Origin of the sequence: Falsiroseomonas oryzae (assembly GCF_027856955.1) — a bacterium.
GTDB classification, from domain to species: Bacteria; Pseudomonadota; Alphaproteobacteria; order Acetobacterales; family Acetobacteraceae; genus Falsiroseomonas; species Falsiroseomonas oryzae.
Map to the genome: position 1 here is coordinate 1 of NZ_JAPSMD010000124.1, position 13,119 is coordinate 13,119.

Below are 13,119 nucleotides of genomic sequence, written 5' to 3' on the forward strand. Positions count from 1 at the left end.
GCCGTCCCACGCCTCGGAAGCGACCAGCGCAGGTTCCAGCGGCAGGGCGAGCAGGCGCGGGAAGCGCAGCGGGCGCGCCGGCCGCAGCGCCGCCAGGCGCGGCCGCGCCTCGGCCAGCACGGCATCCAGCACGCGCCGATCCTCCAGCGCGTCGAGCATGCCCACGATGCGGCCCAGCTTGGTGTCCGGCGCCGCTGCCAGGGCGGAGCGCATCTCGCGATCGATGCCGGAGGCAGGGTGCCGCATGGCGCCGCAGTCTCGGCGGCGGGCGTGAAGGAAGGCTTAGCGGCCGCGCCAGACCGGCTTGCGCTTCTCGATGAAGGCGCGCACCGCCTCATGGAAGTCTTCGGTGAGGGCGAAGGCGGCATTGGCGGCCAGGTCGGCCTCGGTGACGGGCAGCGCGCCGCGCAGCTTCTGCAGCGCAGCCTTGTGGAAGCGATTGGACAGCGGCGCACCCTGCGCGATGCGCCGCGCCAGCGCCATCGCCTCCGGGATCACCTCCTCGTCCGGCACCAGGCGGGAGAGGAGGCCCTTGTGATGCGCCTCCTCGCCGGTGAAGACGCGGCCCTCGATCAGCAGCTCGCACGCCACCGCATAGCCGACGGACTGCAGCAGCGGGTCCAGCTCGCCGTAGTGATAGAACAGGCTGAGGTTGCGCGCCGGGATGCCCATGCGCGTCCCCGGCCCGCCAACGCGGAAATCCGCCATCGTCGCGATGCCGCAGCCGCCGCCCATCGTCCAGCCGCGGCATGCCGCGACCACCGGATGCACGCAGCGCCGGATCGACTGGAAGGACCGCGACAGCTCCCGCCCATAGACCTCCTCGCGCTCCACCGTGCCGCGCTCGCGCTCGAAGGCGGCGATGTCGGCGCCGGCGCTCAGCGCCTCCTCTCCCGCCCCGCGGATCACCACGCAGCGCAGGCTGCCATCGGCGGAGGCCGCCTCCATCGCCTCGGCCAGGGCGATCCACATGGGCAGGTCCAGCGCGTTGCGCTTCGCCGGGCGGTCGATGGTGACGACGGCGATGTCGCCGTCGCGCGCGGTTCGGATCATCGGATGGGGCATGACCGGCGGACGCTACCCAAGGCCGGCCGCGCGCGCCAGCCGGCGCCTTAACCGCGGCTTCATTCCACTACTGTAACCGCGGCGCTGCACATCCCGGAGTCACACCCGTGCTGCGTCGCATTGCCGAACTCCCCATCCTCGCGAAGGGGCTGCTGGTCGTCGCCATCGGCATCGCCTCGGAACTCGCCGTTACCGGCTTCGCCGCCCGTGGCCTGCAGCAGGTCAGCCAGACCTATGTGCATGCCGTCGAGAGCGATGCCGAGTCGGCCTTCCACCTGGCGCTCGCCTCGCGCTACCTGCAGGGCGTGCAGCGCCAGGCGCTGCGCCTGGCCGACCACGAGCAGGAGGCAGACCAGGCGGCGATCCGCGCGCGGCTCGACGAGCTGTTCGGCCGGCTGCGGACGGAACTCGATGGTGCCGTGCGGCAGAAGCCGGCCCTGGCCGGCGATGTCGGCCGCATCCTGCGGGAGACGGCCGGCATGCAGGCGCTGGTCCAGGAGGTCGCGCAGGTGGCACGCACCGACCGCGCCGCGGCGGAACGGCTGATCGAGACGCGCCTGGATCCGTTGGCCGATCCGCTGCGCGACCGGCTGGACGCGCTGGCGCTCGACGCACGGCGGCAGCTCGCCCAGGCGGAGCAGAACGCGGCGGAGGTGGCGCGCCGCACCATGAACACCATGCTGGTCGTCGCGGGCGTGGCGCTGCTGGCCGGCCTTGCCGCGGCGCTGCTGCTGTTCGCGCTTGGCGTCACCCGGCCGATGGCCGCGCTGTCGCGCGAAGTGGCGCGCGTGGCCGCCGGTGACCTCGATCGCCCGGTGGATGGCGGGGCGCGCCGGGACGAGATCGGCGCCCTGGCCCGCGCGCTGGACGGCTTCCGCGAGCAGGGGCTGGAGAAGCGCCGCATCGAGGCCGATGCCGCGGCCGCCCAGGCCGAGAAGGACCGGCGGCAGGCGGCGATGGACCTGCATGTGCAGGATTTCGGCACCAGCGCCTCCGCAGTGATGCGCAACGTGACGGAAGCAGCCGCCGGCATGGCGCGCGCCTCGCAGGAGATGGCTGAGATCACCGCCCGCATGCGGGAGGGCACGTCGCGCACCGGCACCCAGGCGGAGTCGAGCGCGCAGGACCTTTCCGCCGCCGCCGCCGCGACCGAGCAGCTCGTCGCCTCCATCCAGGAGATCGCGCGCCAGGTGCGCGAGGCGACGGTGGCGGTGGGCACAACGGCGGAGGAAGCCGGCCGCGGCGAGACGCGCATGGCCGAACTGGCTGCGGCCGCCCGGGAGATCGGCGAGGTGGTGCGCCTGATCGAGGACATCGCCGGCCGGACCAACCTGCTCGCCCTGAACGCCACCATCGAGGCGGCGCGGGCCGGCGAAGCCGGCAAGGGCTTCGCCGTGGTCGCGCAGGAGGTCAAGGCGCTGGCCGCGCAGACCGCGAAGGCGACCGCCGACATCGCCGCGCGCATCGGCGCGGTGCAGGCCTCCGCGGAGGCGACCGGCCAGTCCATCGGCCTGATCGGAGCCGAGGTCGGCCGCGTGCGCGAAATCGCCGATGCCATCGACGGCGCGATCGGCCAGCAGGGCGAGGCGACGCGCGAGATCGCGGCGAAGGTGCAGCAGGTTGTCGGCAGCAGCCAGGAGGCGGTGCGCGCGATGCGCGATGCCGGCCAGCTCGCCGACCGCTCCGACGTGTCCGGCCGCGGCGTGCTTGCCGCCGCCGGCGAGGTCGAGCAGGAGGCGCGCACCCTTGGCGCCGAGCTCGAGGCCTTCCTGGTCGCCATGCGCGACCTGCAGGAGCGGCGGAAATACGAGCGGGTCTCCGGGCGCGACCTGCCGGCGCGCATCTCCAGCAACCAGGGCGAGGTCGCGGTGCGCATCGCCGACATGGGCCGCGGCGGGATCTCGCTGCGCGGCGCGCTGGCGGGCTGGACGATCGGCACGCCGGTGCGCATCGCGCTGCCCGGAACCGTGGACCAGATTCCCGCGCGGCTGGTGCGCCACACCGAGGATGGCGCGGCCTTCGCCTTCCGACAGGATCCGGCCGCCCTCGCGCTGATCGACCAGGCCCTTGCGACCATCGGCGCCCGCCAGGCGGCGTGATCGCGGGTCAGCCCCGGCGCGCCGCCAGCACGCGGTAGCGGACGAAGCCCTCGGTCTGCAGCGTCTCCAGCAGCAGGCCGCCGATCTCGGCTTCCAGCCGTACGCCCAGGCCGAGCAGCCGCGGCAGCCGCGCACGGCGCTCCAGCGCCGCCAGCCGCGGCGCCAGGTCCGCCATGCCGCGCACCTGCAGCAGCGGGTTGAGGTCGCGCTCCGCCACCGGCTGCAGGCCGGCATCGCGGCAGGCGGCGATCCAGCCCTCGCGCGTCGGCGCGACGGGGCAGCGCCAGAACCGGCGGAAGCGATCCAGCCGTGTCACCGCCTCCGTCGGCATGCGCGCCTCCGGCATGTCGTCCACGATGACCAGATGACCGCCCGGCGCCAGCGCGCCCGCCAGGTTCGCGACCGTGCGCGCCGGATCGGCGCTGTGGATCAGGCTCTCGATGCCGTAGATCAGGTCGCAGCGCCCCTCGATCGGCGCATCGTAGGACCGCACATGGATGCGCACGCGCCCGACCAGGCCGCGCGCCGCGACCTCCGCCATGCCGCGCTCCGCCTGCACGGGCGACAGCGTCAGCCCGGTCCAGTCGCCGCCCAGCTTCGGCGCGAGGTCGAGCATCGTCGCGCCATAGCCGCAGCCGGCATCCAGCACGCGCGGCGCCTGCGGCAGGTCCAGCCCTTCCAGCATCAGGCGGTGGATCACGTAGGGCGTCGGGTCGCCGCCCGCCGGATCGGCCAGCGCGCGGTGCACCGGCAGCGCGCCATGCCCGGCCTCGCCGCGCCGCTCATGGAACCAGGACAGGCCATCCAGCCAGCGGTAGTAGCGGGCGACCTTCCGCGCCTGGCGTGCCGCCGCGGGCGGAACAGTGCCGATCTGCGTCATCCCGCCTAGATGGCAGAACGCGCCCGTCGCGCAACCCGGCCGCGATCCGGAACCCCGCGCCGCGCCCGCCGTTCCGGGCCTCGACCAGAGAGGGAGAGGCCAGGATGGTGGAGACACGGACCGACCAGGCGGCGCGCGACAAGGTGTGGGAGCTGATCCGCGAGGTGCAGGTCGCGATGATGGTGACGCTCGACGAGCAGGGCCGCATGCGCGGCCGGCCGATGCGGGCGGTCTCGATGAAGGAGTTCGCCGGCACGCTGTGGTTCTTCACCAGCCAGCCGAGCCCGAAGACCGACGAGATCCGGCACGACGACCGCGTGCTGCTGGCCTATGCGGATCCGAGCAGCCAGAACTACGTCGCCGTCTCCGGTACGGCGCAGGTGATCCGCGACCCGCGGAAGCAGCAGGAGCTGTGGTCGGAGCCGCTGCGCACCTGGTTCCCCGGCGGGCCGGACGATCCCAAGGCCGCGCTGCTGAAGGTGGAGGTCGAGGGCGCCGAATACTGGGACGCGCCCTCCTCCACCTTCGTGCACGCGTATGGCTACGTGAAGGCGCGCCTGACCGGCGAGCCGCCGAAGGCCGGCGACAACGACAAGGTGGCGTTCAGGAAGCCGGCCTAGCGGGCGGGAGCCCCGACAGCTCCCGCACCAGGTCCCCGACCGCGGCGCTGTCGAGCCCGCCGCGGCCGGAGCCCACCACCGCCTCCAGCACGGAGGCGGCGAGCCCGGTGGCGGGCGCGAAGACGCCGTGGTCGCGCATGGCGCCGGCCGAGAGGCGCAGGTCCTTGCGCATCAGCTCCGCGCGGAAGCCCGGGGCGAAGCTGCCCGCCAGCATTCGCGCCGCGTGGTTCTCCATGACGAAGGAGCGCGCGCTGCCGCCGAGCAGCGCGGCGCGCATCGCGTTCCCGTCCAGCCCGGCCTTGGCGCCGAGCGCCAGCGCCTCTGCCACCGCCAGCATCGTCGCGGCTACGACGAGCTGGTTGGCCGATTTGCAGACCTGCCCCGATCCGGCCGGCCCCAAATGCGTCAACGTCTTGCCCACTGCGCGGAACACCGGCTCGGCGCGCGCGAAGGCGGCCGCGTCGCCGCCGACCATGCAGGTCAGCGTGCCGTCCCGCGCACCCTGCGGGCCGCCGGAGACCGGGCTGTCCAGCAGGACCGCGCCGCTCTCGGCCGCCAGCCGCGCCGCGAAGCCGGCCGCGGCGGTCGCGGAGATGGTCGAGAAATCCACCACGACCGTGCCCGGCGCCACGCCGCGCGCCACACCCTCCGGCCCGAACAGCACGGCTTCCACATCGGCCGTGTCGGGCACGCAGATGCCGACGGAGGCGGCGCCGCGCGCCGCCTCCGCCGCACTTCCCGCCCAACGCGCTCCGCCGGCTTCCAGCGCCGTGGCCTTGGCGCGCGTGCGCGACGCGACGGTCAGCGCGAAGCCCGCCTTCGCCAGGTTCGCCGCCATGGCGGCCCCCATGACGCCGAGACCGATGAAGGCCACGGGGGCCGGTGGCGCGATGCTGTCCATGCTGGGTTCCTAGGTCCGCCGGATGGCGGCGCGGATCGCGTCAAGCAGCGTGTCCATGTCGCGCTGGAAGCCGGGGCCGTCGGCATAGCCGTCGGCCTCGCCGGTGCGCTCCATGAAGCGGCGCCAGGCCGGCGCGGACATGCCCTGGCGGAAGCGGTCGTGGAAATACGCGACCATCTCGGGCGGCATGCCGGCCGGGCCGATCCAGCCCTTCATGTTGTCGGCGACGACGTCCATGCCGAGCTCGCGCAGCGTCGGCACCTGCGGATAGGCCGGGTGACGCGCGGCAGAGGCGACCGCGAGTGGCAGCATGTCGCCCGAGGCTACCAGCCCGCCAAGCTCGTCGGAGGCCTGGACCGCCAGGTCGATCTGCCCGGCGATCAGCGCCTGCTGCTGCGGCCCGCCGCCGGTATAGGGCACGTGCAGCAGCTCCATCCCCGCCGCGCGCTCCATCAGCAGGAAGATCGAGTGCGACAGCGTGCCGACGCCGGCGGAGCCATGCGTCAGCCGGCCCGGCTCCGCCTTCGCCGCATCCACCACCTGCGGCATGGAGGTGAAGCGGCCGCCGCGCCCGCGCACGCAGATGAAATGCGCGTTGCGCGTCAGGCGGATGATGGCGGTGAAGCTGCGCTTCGGGTCATAGGGCAGGTCGCGATGCGCCGGCAGCGAGGTGCTCTCGCTGCCGCCGCCGAGCAGCAGCGTCGTACCATCCGGCGGCAGGCGCGCGACCTGCTCCGCCGCCAGCGCGCCGCCGGCGCCCGGACGGTTCACCACGACAAGCGGCACGGGGAACAGCGGCGTGCAGGCCTCCGCGATGGTGCGGGCGATGATGTCGCTGCCGCCGCCCGGTGCGAAGCCGGCGATCAGCTGGATCGGCCGCGTAGGCTGCCAGCCCTGCGCGCGCGCAACCCGCGGCGCGGCGAGCGGCATGGCGGCAAGGCCGAGCAGAAGCCGGCGACGCTGGGTGGTCATGGCGACGTGTCTCCCTGGGCGGCCGTCTGCGCGGCCCTGCGGAGCGAGGATGGCGCGGTGCCGGAGGCGCCGCAACCGGTCAGTCGTCGTCGTCGGGGATGTTGAGCAGCGCGCCGCAGGCCTTGCAGTGCACCGCATCGGGATCGTGCCGGCCCAGCCCGCAGGCCTGGCAGCGGAAGCGCACCTTGTTCGGCCGGAACAGCGCCTGCGCCAGCCGCAGGAACAGCGTGACGCCGGCCAGCATGATCACCACCGAGATCAACCGCCCGCTGGTGCCGGGCAGGGTGATGTCGCCGAAGCCGGTGGTGGTCAGGGCGGTGACGGTGAAATACAGCGCATCGGCGAAGTTCGCGATGTGCGGGTTGGTCGCCTGCTGCGTGGCGTGGACGATGCCGGTCATCACCACGATGAAGACCAGCAGGTCCGCCGCGGCGACGAAGGCGTCCTGGTTGCGGCGGAACAGCGGTAGGTCGTGCCGCAGATGCGCGACGAGCCGGGCGGAACGCAGCAGGCGCAGCGTGCGCAGGCTGCGCAGGAAGCCCCAGCCCGGGAAGAAGGGTGCCATCAGGAAGGCGAGCACGGAGACGACGTCGGCGATGCCGCCGGGATGCAGCAGTTCACGCCGCGCGGAGGCCGAGTTCCGCAGGCGCAGGACCAGCTCGGCGGCCAGCACCAGGCCGAAGGCGATGTCCACCGCGAAGACCAGCGGATCTTGCGGCAGGAAGGATTCCAGGATCACCCAGCCAAGCGCCACGAGGTCGAGTGCGAGCAGGGAGTAGGCGGCCGCCGCCCCGCGGCGACCTGCTGCACCCTGCAACCTCGCGAAGCCCTCGGCCATCAGGGCAGGCTAGGCGCGGCTTCGCCGGCGGTCCATGCGGCGGATCAGTCTAGACAGGCGAAGCCAAGAGCCGGCGCTGTCGGCGCCCATAGCCGGTGCGAGGCAGTCGCGCAGCGCGGCGCCGATTGGGGGCCGCCACCGACCCCGTCGATCGCGCCGACTCCGATACGCCGAAACCCGTCAAGAAACCCGACAGGCAGGCGCCTATGCACCGCGCCGTCGCAGGGCCATCCCAAGCCCGGCCAGGCCCACCCCGAACACGGCGAGAGCTGCTGGCGCGGGCACGCCGACGACGTCCGAACCTGTCCGGAAGTTGGCGGTGAACAGCGCGTCGAAGCCCTGGCCGACGAACCAGGTCGGCACAATGACACTGGGGTCATTCGGATGTCGAATCAGTCCCAGGAAAGCGAGGTTACCGGGGAAAGCGCTGGAAGAATCTGTAAGTATAGCCCAGCCCAACCGGCCAAAATTATTTGGATCCCTAAGGTCGTTGCCGCCAAGGTTCAGGAGAGCGATGTACGTCAACAAGGGGTCGAGTTGCACGCCGACGGAAAAGGTGAAGGCCGTCGCGCCAGCCGCGACGGCGCCGAGGTCGATCTGCGTGTCGGTCGGTGCCTGCCACACAGAGCTGCCGATCGTTGAATTCGCTGTATCCCATTCGAAGATCTGCGCGCGGAGGACGAGCGGACCGATTGGGATAGCCTGCGGGTCAAAAGGCGGGCCGAGCGTCAGGGTGAAGTTGACGAGCGTGTTCTCGGATGGCGGAGCGGGAACGCTGAATATCTGGCCGATAGCCACGGTCGGGTTGGGAACATTCGGATCGAAGGCGACATCGGTGTAAAGGCCCGCGAAGAGCGGGGCGTTGGTCAGCGTGGAGGCGGATGCGCCAGCGGCGAGAGCCAGGCTGAACACCGCTGCTGCTGTGGTTCTTGAGACGGCCTTCATGTCGCTGTTTCCTCCCTCCTGCCTCGACCTCCCGACGCGCCATCCCGCGATCAGGATGCACGGGCCCGGTTCATGCGACATGGAGCAAACATTGTGCCAGATTGTAACTCCTTGAGTTTTCGGTGTGTCGTCGCGACGAGCGCCAGCGATTTATAAGGAATATCGACGGTTCGGCATGTAACTGTAAGGAAGGCCGACAGTCGCGTGTCGTGAGGCTTTTCTTGCGTCCCGTCGGGCCGCTGCGACCTGCGCGGATTGCATCCACTGCGGCCCGACCGACGCCGCGGGTCCGGCCGGTCCCTGCGCCGGATCAATCCAGAAGGGCGAAGCCGAGGCCCGGCGCCTCCGGCACCCAAAGCCGGCCGTCGCGGAAGGCGGGATGCGCGGCGAAGCGGTCGCGGAGCGCGGCGTGGGCGCCGTGCACCTCCAGCATCCCGCCATGGGCGTGCCCGGCCATGGCGGGCAGGTTCGCGGCCTCGAAGCCGCCGGCGCCGGCCACCGGCACGCCATGCGCCTCCGCCATCGCCAGGATGCGCAGCATCGTCGTCAGCCCGCCGCAGAAGGCCGCGTTGGGCTGCAGGATGTCCAGCGCGCCGGCGGCCAGCGCGTCGCGGAACCACGCGACGGACTGCACCATCTGCCCGGCCGCCAGCGGGATTGGCGTGGCGCGGCGCAGCGCCGCCAGCGACGCGATGTCGTTGTCGCGCACCGGCTCCTCGAAGAAGGCGATGTCGCAATCCGCCACCCGTTGCGCCAGGCGCTTCGCCTCCGCGACGGTCAGGCCGCAATTGGCATCCAGCATCAGCGCCGCGTCGCCGATCGCGCGCCGCACGGCACGGATGCGCGCGGCGTCCTCGGCAATGCCGCGCCCCGCGCCGACCAGCACCTTCACGCCGTGGAATCCCTCGGCCAGCGCGGCCTGGCAGGCGGCGACGAGTTCCGCCTCCGTGAAGGCGGGCAGGCCGGCGGTGGCGTAGGCGGCGACGCCGTCGCGCGCACCGCCGACCAGCGTCGCGACCGGCTGGCCGAGCGCCTTGCCCTTGATGTCCCACAGCGCGAGGTCGAGCGCCGAAAGGGCGGAGACGAAGGCGCCCGTCACACCGCGGGGGTTGAGGCGCTGCACCAGCCGCGCGCGCAGCGCCTCGTGCGCCAGCGCGTCCTGGCCGGTCACGACCTCCGCGACCTCGCGGTTCAGCAGACCCGCGACGGTCTCGGCCAGGAAGCGACCGGTGACGCCTTCACCGGCGATGCCGGCCTCCGTGGTCACGCGCAGCCGCAGGAAGGTCAGGCTCTCCCGTCCCGCATAGGCATCGGCCGCGCGCGCCGGCTTCAGGTGCTCGACCGCGGCGGCGAGGCCGGTGATGCGCATCAGCGCGTCGGCTTGGGCGGCGTCACGCCGTAGTCGTAGAAGCCCTTGCCGGACTTCCGGCCGAGCCAGCCCGCCTCGACGTATTTGCGCAGCAGCGGGCTCGGCCGGTACTTCGAATCGCCCAGCCCCTGCTGCATCACCTCCATCACCGCGAGGCAGACGTCGAGCCCGACGAAGTCGGCCAGTTCCAGCGGCCCCATCGGATGGTTGCAGCCCAGCTTCATGCCGGCATCGATCGAGGCGACGTCGCCGACGCCCTCCTGCAGGGCGAAGACCGCCTCGTTGATCATCGGCACCAAGATGCGGTTGACGATGAAGGCCGGGTAGTCGGCGGCGTAGGCGACGGTCTTGCCCATGCGCTCCGCGAGCTGCGCCACGGCCTGCACCGTCGCATCCTCCGTCGCCAGGCCGCGGATCACCTCCACCAGCTTCATCAGCGGCACCGGGTTGAAGAAATGCATGCCGACGAAGCGGCCCGGCCGGTCGGTCGCCGCGGCCAGCCGCGTGATGGGGATGGAGGAGGTGTTGGTGGCGACCAGCGCATCCGCCTTCAGCTGCGGCGTCAGCGTGGCGAAGATCTTCTGCTTGATGTCCTCGCGCTCGGTCGCCGCCTCGATGACCAGGTCGCAGTCGCGGAAGGCAGCATAGTCGGTGGCGGTGGCGATGCGCGCCAGCGCCGCATCCTTGTCCGCCGCGGCGAGCGTGCCCTTCTGCACCTGGCGGTCCATGTTCTTCGTGATGGTCGCGACCGCCTTCTGCAGCGCGGCCTCCGCCACGTCGAGCATCACGACCTGCAGGCCGGACTGCGCCGCGACATGGGCGATGCCGTTGCCCATCTGCCCGGCGCCGATCACGCCAAGCTTCTCGATCTTCGCCATCCACCTTCCCCTTACGCAAGGCGCCGGCGCGGGCCTGGGGCCCGCCGCCGGCGCGACGCCTCCGCCCGGAGCGGCAGCCCTACTTCTTGGCGAGCTCGGCCTCGAGTTCCGGGATCACCTTGAACACGTCGCCGACCAGGCCGTAGTCGGCGACCTGGAAGATCGGCGCCTCCTCGTCCTTGTTCACGGCGACGATGACCTTGCTGTCCTTCATGCCGGCCAGGTGCTGGATCGCGCCGGAGATGCCGAAGGCCATGTAGAGCTCCGGCGCGACGATCTTGCCGGTCTGGCCGACCTGCATGTCGTTCGGCGCATAGCCCGCATCCACCGCCGCGCGGCTGGCGCCGATGGCCGCACCCAGCTTGTCCGCCACGCCTTCCAGGATCTTGAAGCTGTCCGCCGAGCCCATCGCGCGGCCGCCGGAGACGACGACGCGCGCGGCCGTCAGCTCCGGCCGTTCCAGCTTGGCGATCTCCGCGCCGACGAAGCTCGACACGGCCGGATCCTCGGCATCCGGCGCGGCCTCCGTCGCGGCGCTGCCGCCCTCGGCCGGCACCGGGTCGAAGCTGGCGGCGCGCACCGTCATCACCTTGGTCGCGTCGCTGGTCTTCACCGTGGCCAGCGCGTTGCCGGCATAGATGAAGCGGCGGAAGGTGTCCGGCCCCTCCACCCCCGCCACGTCGCTGATGACCTGCACGTCCAGCAGGGCCGCGACGCGCGGCATGATGTTCTTGCCCATCGCGCTCCCGGGCGCGAGCAGGTGCGAATAGCCGGGCGCCAGCTTCACCAGAAGCGCCGCTGCGGGCTCCGCCAGCCCGTGCTCATAGGCCGGGCCGGCGGCGGTCAGCACCTTCGCCACGCCGGGCAGCTGCGCCGCCGCGCCGGTGCCTTCGCCGCCGAGCACCAGCACATGCACCTCGCCGCCGATCTTCTGCGCCGCGGCGACGGCGCTGCGGGTGGGCTGCGAGACGGTCGACCCGCTGCGGTCGGCAAGAACCAGGACGGCCATCTGTCAGATCACCTTCGCCTCATTGCGGAGCTTCTCCACCAGCTCCTGCACGGACCCGACCTTCACGCCGGCCTGGCGCTTCGGCGGCTCCTCCACCTTCAGCACGGTCAGGCGCGGCGCCATGTCCACGCCCAGCGCATCCGGCTTCATCGTCTCGATCGGCTTCTTGCGCGCCTTCATGATGTTCGGCAGCGAGGCATAGCGCGGCTCGTTCAGCCGCAGGTCGGCGGTGACGATGGCCGGCAGCTTCAGCGCCACCGTCTCCAGGCCACCATCCACCTCGCGGGTCACTTTCACGCCGCCATCGGCGACCTCGACCTTGCTGGCGAAGGTGCCCTGCGGCCAGCCCAGCAGCGCGGCCAGCATCTGGCCCGTGGCGTTCATGTCGTCGTCGATCGCCTGCTTGCCCATGACGACCAGCTGCGGCGATTCCTTCGCGACGATCGCTTTCAGGAGCTTGGCGACCGCCAGCGGCTCCACCACGCCGTCATGCTCCACCAGGATGCCGCGGTCGGCCCCCATCGCCAGCGCGGTGCGGATCTGTTCCTGCGCGGCGGTCGGCCCGACGGAGACGGCGACGATCTCGGTCGCCACGCCCTTCTCCTTCAGGCGCACCGCCTCCTCGACCGCGATCTCGTCGAAGGGGTTCATGGACATCTTGACGTTCGCCGTCTCGACGCCCGTGCCGTCGGACTTGACGCGCACCTTCACGTTGTAGTCGACCACCCGCTTGACGGGGACGAGGATCTTCATCGGTCGCCGGATCCCTGGCTCTCATCCGGGGCGCGGCGCAAGCCGCAACCCCGCCGGCCACGCATCGCGGCCGCGGAACGGCGCGGACCATAGGGCCGGGGGGCGGGCCGGGCAAGGCGGGGCGCCACGCCCAGCGGCGCGGCGCGGCTCATCCGCGCATCACCAACAGGAGAAGCAGGAACAGCAGGATCGTCACGAACTGCAGGATGACGCGCCATCGCATCAGCGTGTTGGACCGCGCGCCGCCCCCCTGCTCGCTGCGGACCAGCCCGATCATGCCCGCGAACATCACGCCGAGCGTGGCCAGCATCGAGACCACGACCAGCACCGTCAGAAACGTCACCATGCCACCAACATGGCAGGCTCCCGGCCGGCGGCAAGTCGCCGGCGCGGTCAGCGGCGCGGCGGCGCGCCGATGGCCAGCGCCCCGGCCAGCGCCGCGACGGCGCAGAGCAGGAACCCCGCCCCGTAGCCGCCGGTCAGTCCGACCAGTCCGCTGAAGGCGGGGGGCGCCACCAGCATGGTGACCCCGAAGGCGAAGTTCAGCGCGGCCGTCGCCCCGCCCACCTGGCCGGCCGGCGCGATCCGCGCAGCCTCGGCCAGCATCACCCCGTTCCAGCCAACCGCGGTTGCCCCCATCAGCATGCCGGCCAGGATGATGACCATCCCCGGCCAGCCGGGATCCGCCGCCGCCAGCACCAGCGCCGCCGCCGCGGCGCCCAGGCCGCAGGTGACCAGCACCGGCCGCGCCCCGCCGCGGTCCGCCACCAGCGCCCAGGCAACCCGGCCC

The 13,119-nt window shown here is 72.2% G+C and carries 15 protein-coding genes; 2 read left to right on the plus strand and 13 right to left on the minus strand.

Annotated elements, in window-relative coordinates:
* Nucleotides 1-246: hypothetical protein (locus OZN99_RS13860; RefSeq protein WP_270935833.1), on the minus strand; the 246-nt coding region annotated here is incomplete at its 3' end.
* Nucleotides 247-282: 36 nt separating this feature from the next.
* Complete coding sequence (locus OZN99_RS13865) at nt 283-1,053, minus strand: enoyl-CoA hydratase/isomerase family protein (protein WP_270935834.1); 771 nt, start codon at nt 1,051-1,053, stop codon at nt 283-285.
* 119 nt (nt 1,054-1,172) lie between these two features.
* On the opposite strand from OZN99_RS13865, the gene OZN99_RS13870 reads away from it, so the two are divergent.
* Nucleotides 1,173-3,164 (plus strand): methyl-accepting chemotaxis protein, encoded by a 1,992-nt coding sequence (locus tag OZN99_RS13870; RefSeq protein ID WP_270935835.1) that lies wholly within the window; start codon nt 1,173-1,175, stop codon nt 3,162-3,164.
* 7 nt (nt 3,165-3,171) lie between these two features.
* On the opposite strand, the gene OZN99_RS13875 is transcribed toward OZN99_RS13870, so the two are convergent.
* Nucleotides 3,172-4,044 carry an SAM-dependent methyltransferase gene (locus OZN99_RS13875; RefSeq protein ID WP_270935836.1) on the minus strand — a complete coding sequence of 291 codons (873 nt, stop codon included), beginning with the start codon at nt 4,042-4,044 and terminating at the stop codon, nt 3,172-3,174.
* 104 nt (nt 4,045-4,148) lie between these two features.
* Between OZN99_RS13875 and OZN99_RS13880 the strand changes: the two genes are divergently transcribed.
* Nucleotides 4,149-4,664: a pyridoxamine 5'-phosphate oxidase family protein gene (locus tag OZN99_RS13880; RefSeq protein WP_270935837.1), complete on the plus strand. Its 516-nt coding sequence runs from the start codon at nt 4,149-4,151 to the stop codon at nt 4,662-4,664.
* Here the strand turns inward: OZN99_RS13880 and OZN99_RS13885 are convergent.
* The 10 genes from OZN99_RS13885 to OZN99_RS13930 form a co-directional block, all read right to left on the minus strand.
* Entirely contained in the window at nt 4,648-5,565 is a 918-nt protein-coding gene (locus tag OZN99_RS13885; protein WP_270935838.1) for an NAD(P)-dependent oxidoreductase, read from the minus strand. The two genes, OZN99_RS13880 and OZN99_RS13885, sit on opposite strands and share 17 nt — an antisense overlap.
* A 9-nt stretch (nt 5,566-5,574) precedes the next feature.
* A complete protein-coding gene (locus tag OZN99_RS13890) occupies nt 5,575-6,537 on the minus strand; it encodes a Bug family tripartite tricarboxylate transporter substrate binding protein (RefSeq protein ID WP_270935839.1) in 963 nt (320 codons plus the stop codon).
* Nucleotides 6,538-6,616: 79 nt separating this feature from the next.
* Nucleotides 6,617-7,375 carry a potassium channel family protein gene (locus OZN99_RS13895; RefSeq protein WP_270935840.1) on the minus strand — a complete coding sequence of 253 codons (759 nt, stop codon included), beginning with the start codon at nt 7,373-7,375 and terminating at the stop codon, nt 6,617-6,619.
* Nucleotides 7,376-7,579: 204 nt separating this feature from the next.
* Nucleotides 7,580-8,320, minus strand: a complete 741-nt coding sequence (locus tag OZN99_RS13900) for a hypothetical protein (RefSeq protein WP_270935841.1) — start codon at nt 8,318-8,320, stop codon at nt 7,580-7,582.
* A gap of 310 nt (nt 8,321-8,630) precedes the next feature.
* Nucleotides 8,631-9,689 (minus strand): mandelate racemase/muconate lactonizing enzyme family protein, encoded by a 1,059-nt coding sequence (locus OZN99_RS13905; protein ID WP_270935842.1) that lies wholly within the window; start codon nt 9,687-9,689, stop codon nt 8,631-8,633.
* Nucleotides 9,689-10,567 carry a 3-hydroxybutyryl-CoA dehydrogenase gene (locus tag OZN99_RS13910; RefSeq protein ID WP_270935843.1) on the minus strand — a complete coding sequence of 293 codons (879 nt, stop codon included), beginning with the start codon at nt 10,565-10,567 and terminating at the stop codon, nt 9,689-9,691. The genes OZN99_RS13905 and OZN99_RS13910 overlap by 1 nt, the downstream gene beginning before the upstream one ends.
* Nucleotides 10,568-10,646: 79 nt before the next feature.
* The gene (locus OZN99_RS13915; protein WP_270935844.1) at nt 10,647-11,576 is read right to left on the minus strand and encodes an electron transfer flavoprotein subunit alpha/FixB family protein; all 930 of its coding nucleotides are present in this window, start codon (nt 11,574-11,576) and stop codon (nt 10,647-10,649) included.
* Between the two features lie 3 nt (nt 11,577-11,579).
* Nucleotides 11,580-12,329: an electron transfer flavoprotein subunit beta/FixA family protein gene (locus OZN99_RS13920; RefSeq protein ID WP_270935845.1), complete on the minus strand. Its 750-nt coding sequence runs from the start codon at nt 12,327-12,329 to the stop codon at nt 11,580-11,582.
* A gap of 148 nt (nt 12,330-12,477) precedes the next feature.
* On the minus strand, nt 12,478-12,675 hold the full coding sequence (locus OZN99_RS13925; protein WP_270935846.1) for a twin transmembrane helix small protein: 198 nt from the start codon (nt 12,673-12,675) through the stop codon (nt 12,478-12,480).
* A 47-nt stretch (nt 12,676-12,722) separates the two neighbouring features.
* Nucleotides 12,723-13,119, minus strand: a 397-nt coding sequence (locus OZN99_RS13930; protein ID WP_333779739.1) for an MFS transporter, incomplete at its 5' end; no start/stop codon positions are given.

Excerpts from the sequence above, each read along its gene's own strand:
- OZN99_RS13865 (WP_270935834.1), bottom strand. The coding sequence starts at position 1,053 with ATGATCCGAACCGCGCGCGACGGCGACATCGCCGTCGTCACCATCGAC.
- OZN99_RS13875 (WP_270935836.1), bottom strand. The coding sequence starts at position 4,044 with ATGACGCAGATCGGCACTGTTCCGCCCGCGGCGGCACGCCAGGCGCGG.
- OZN99_RS13880 (WP_270935837.1), top strand. The coding sequence starts at position 4,149 with ATGGTGGAGACACGGACCGACCAGGCGGCGCGCGACAAGGTGTGGGAG.
- OZN99_RS13885 (WP_270935838.1), bottom strand. The coding sequence starts at position 5,565 with ATGGACAGCATCGCGCCACCGGCCCCCGTGGCCTTCATCGGTCTCGGC.
- OZN99_RS13890 (WP_270935839.1), bottom strand. The coding sequence starts at position 6,537 with ATGACCACCCAGCGTCGCCGGCTTCTGCTCGGCCTTGCCGCCATGCCG.
- OZN99_RS13895 (WP_270935840.1), bottom strand. The coding sequence starts at position 7,375 with ATGGCCGAGGGCTTCGCGAGGTTGCAGGGTGCAGCAGGTCGCCGCGGG.
- OZN99_RS13900 (WP_270935841.1), bottom strand. The coding sequence starts at position 8,320 with ATGAAGGCCGTCTCAAGAACCACAGCAGCAGCGGTGTTCAGCCTGGCT.
- OZN99_RS13905 (WP_270935842.1), bottom strand. The coding sequence starts at position 9,689 with ATGCGCATCACCGGCCTCGCCGCCGCGGTCGAGCACCTGAAGCCGGCG.
- OZN99_RS13910 (WP_270935843.1), bottom strand. The coding sequence starts at position 10,567 with ATGGCGAAGATCGAGAAGCTTGGCGTGATCGGCGCCGGGCAGATGGGC.
- OZN99_RS13915 (WP_270935844.1), bottom strand. The coding sequence starts at position 11,576 with ATGGCCGTCCTGGTTCTTGCCGACCGCAGCGGGTCGACCGTCTCGCAG.
- OZN99_RS13920 (WP_270935845.1), bottom strand. The coding sequence starts at position 12,329 with ATGAAGATCCTCGTCCCCGTCAAGCGGGTGGTCGACTACAACGTGAAG.
- OZN99_RS13925 (WP_270935846.1), bottom strand. The coding sequence starts at position 12,675 with ATGGTGACGTTTCTGACGGTGCTGGTCGTGGTCTCGATGCTGGCCACG.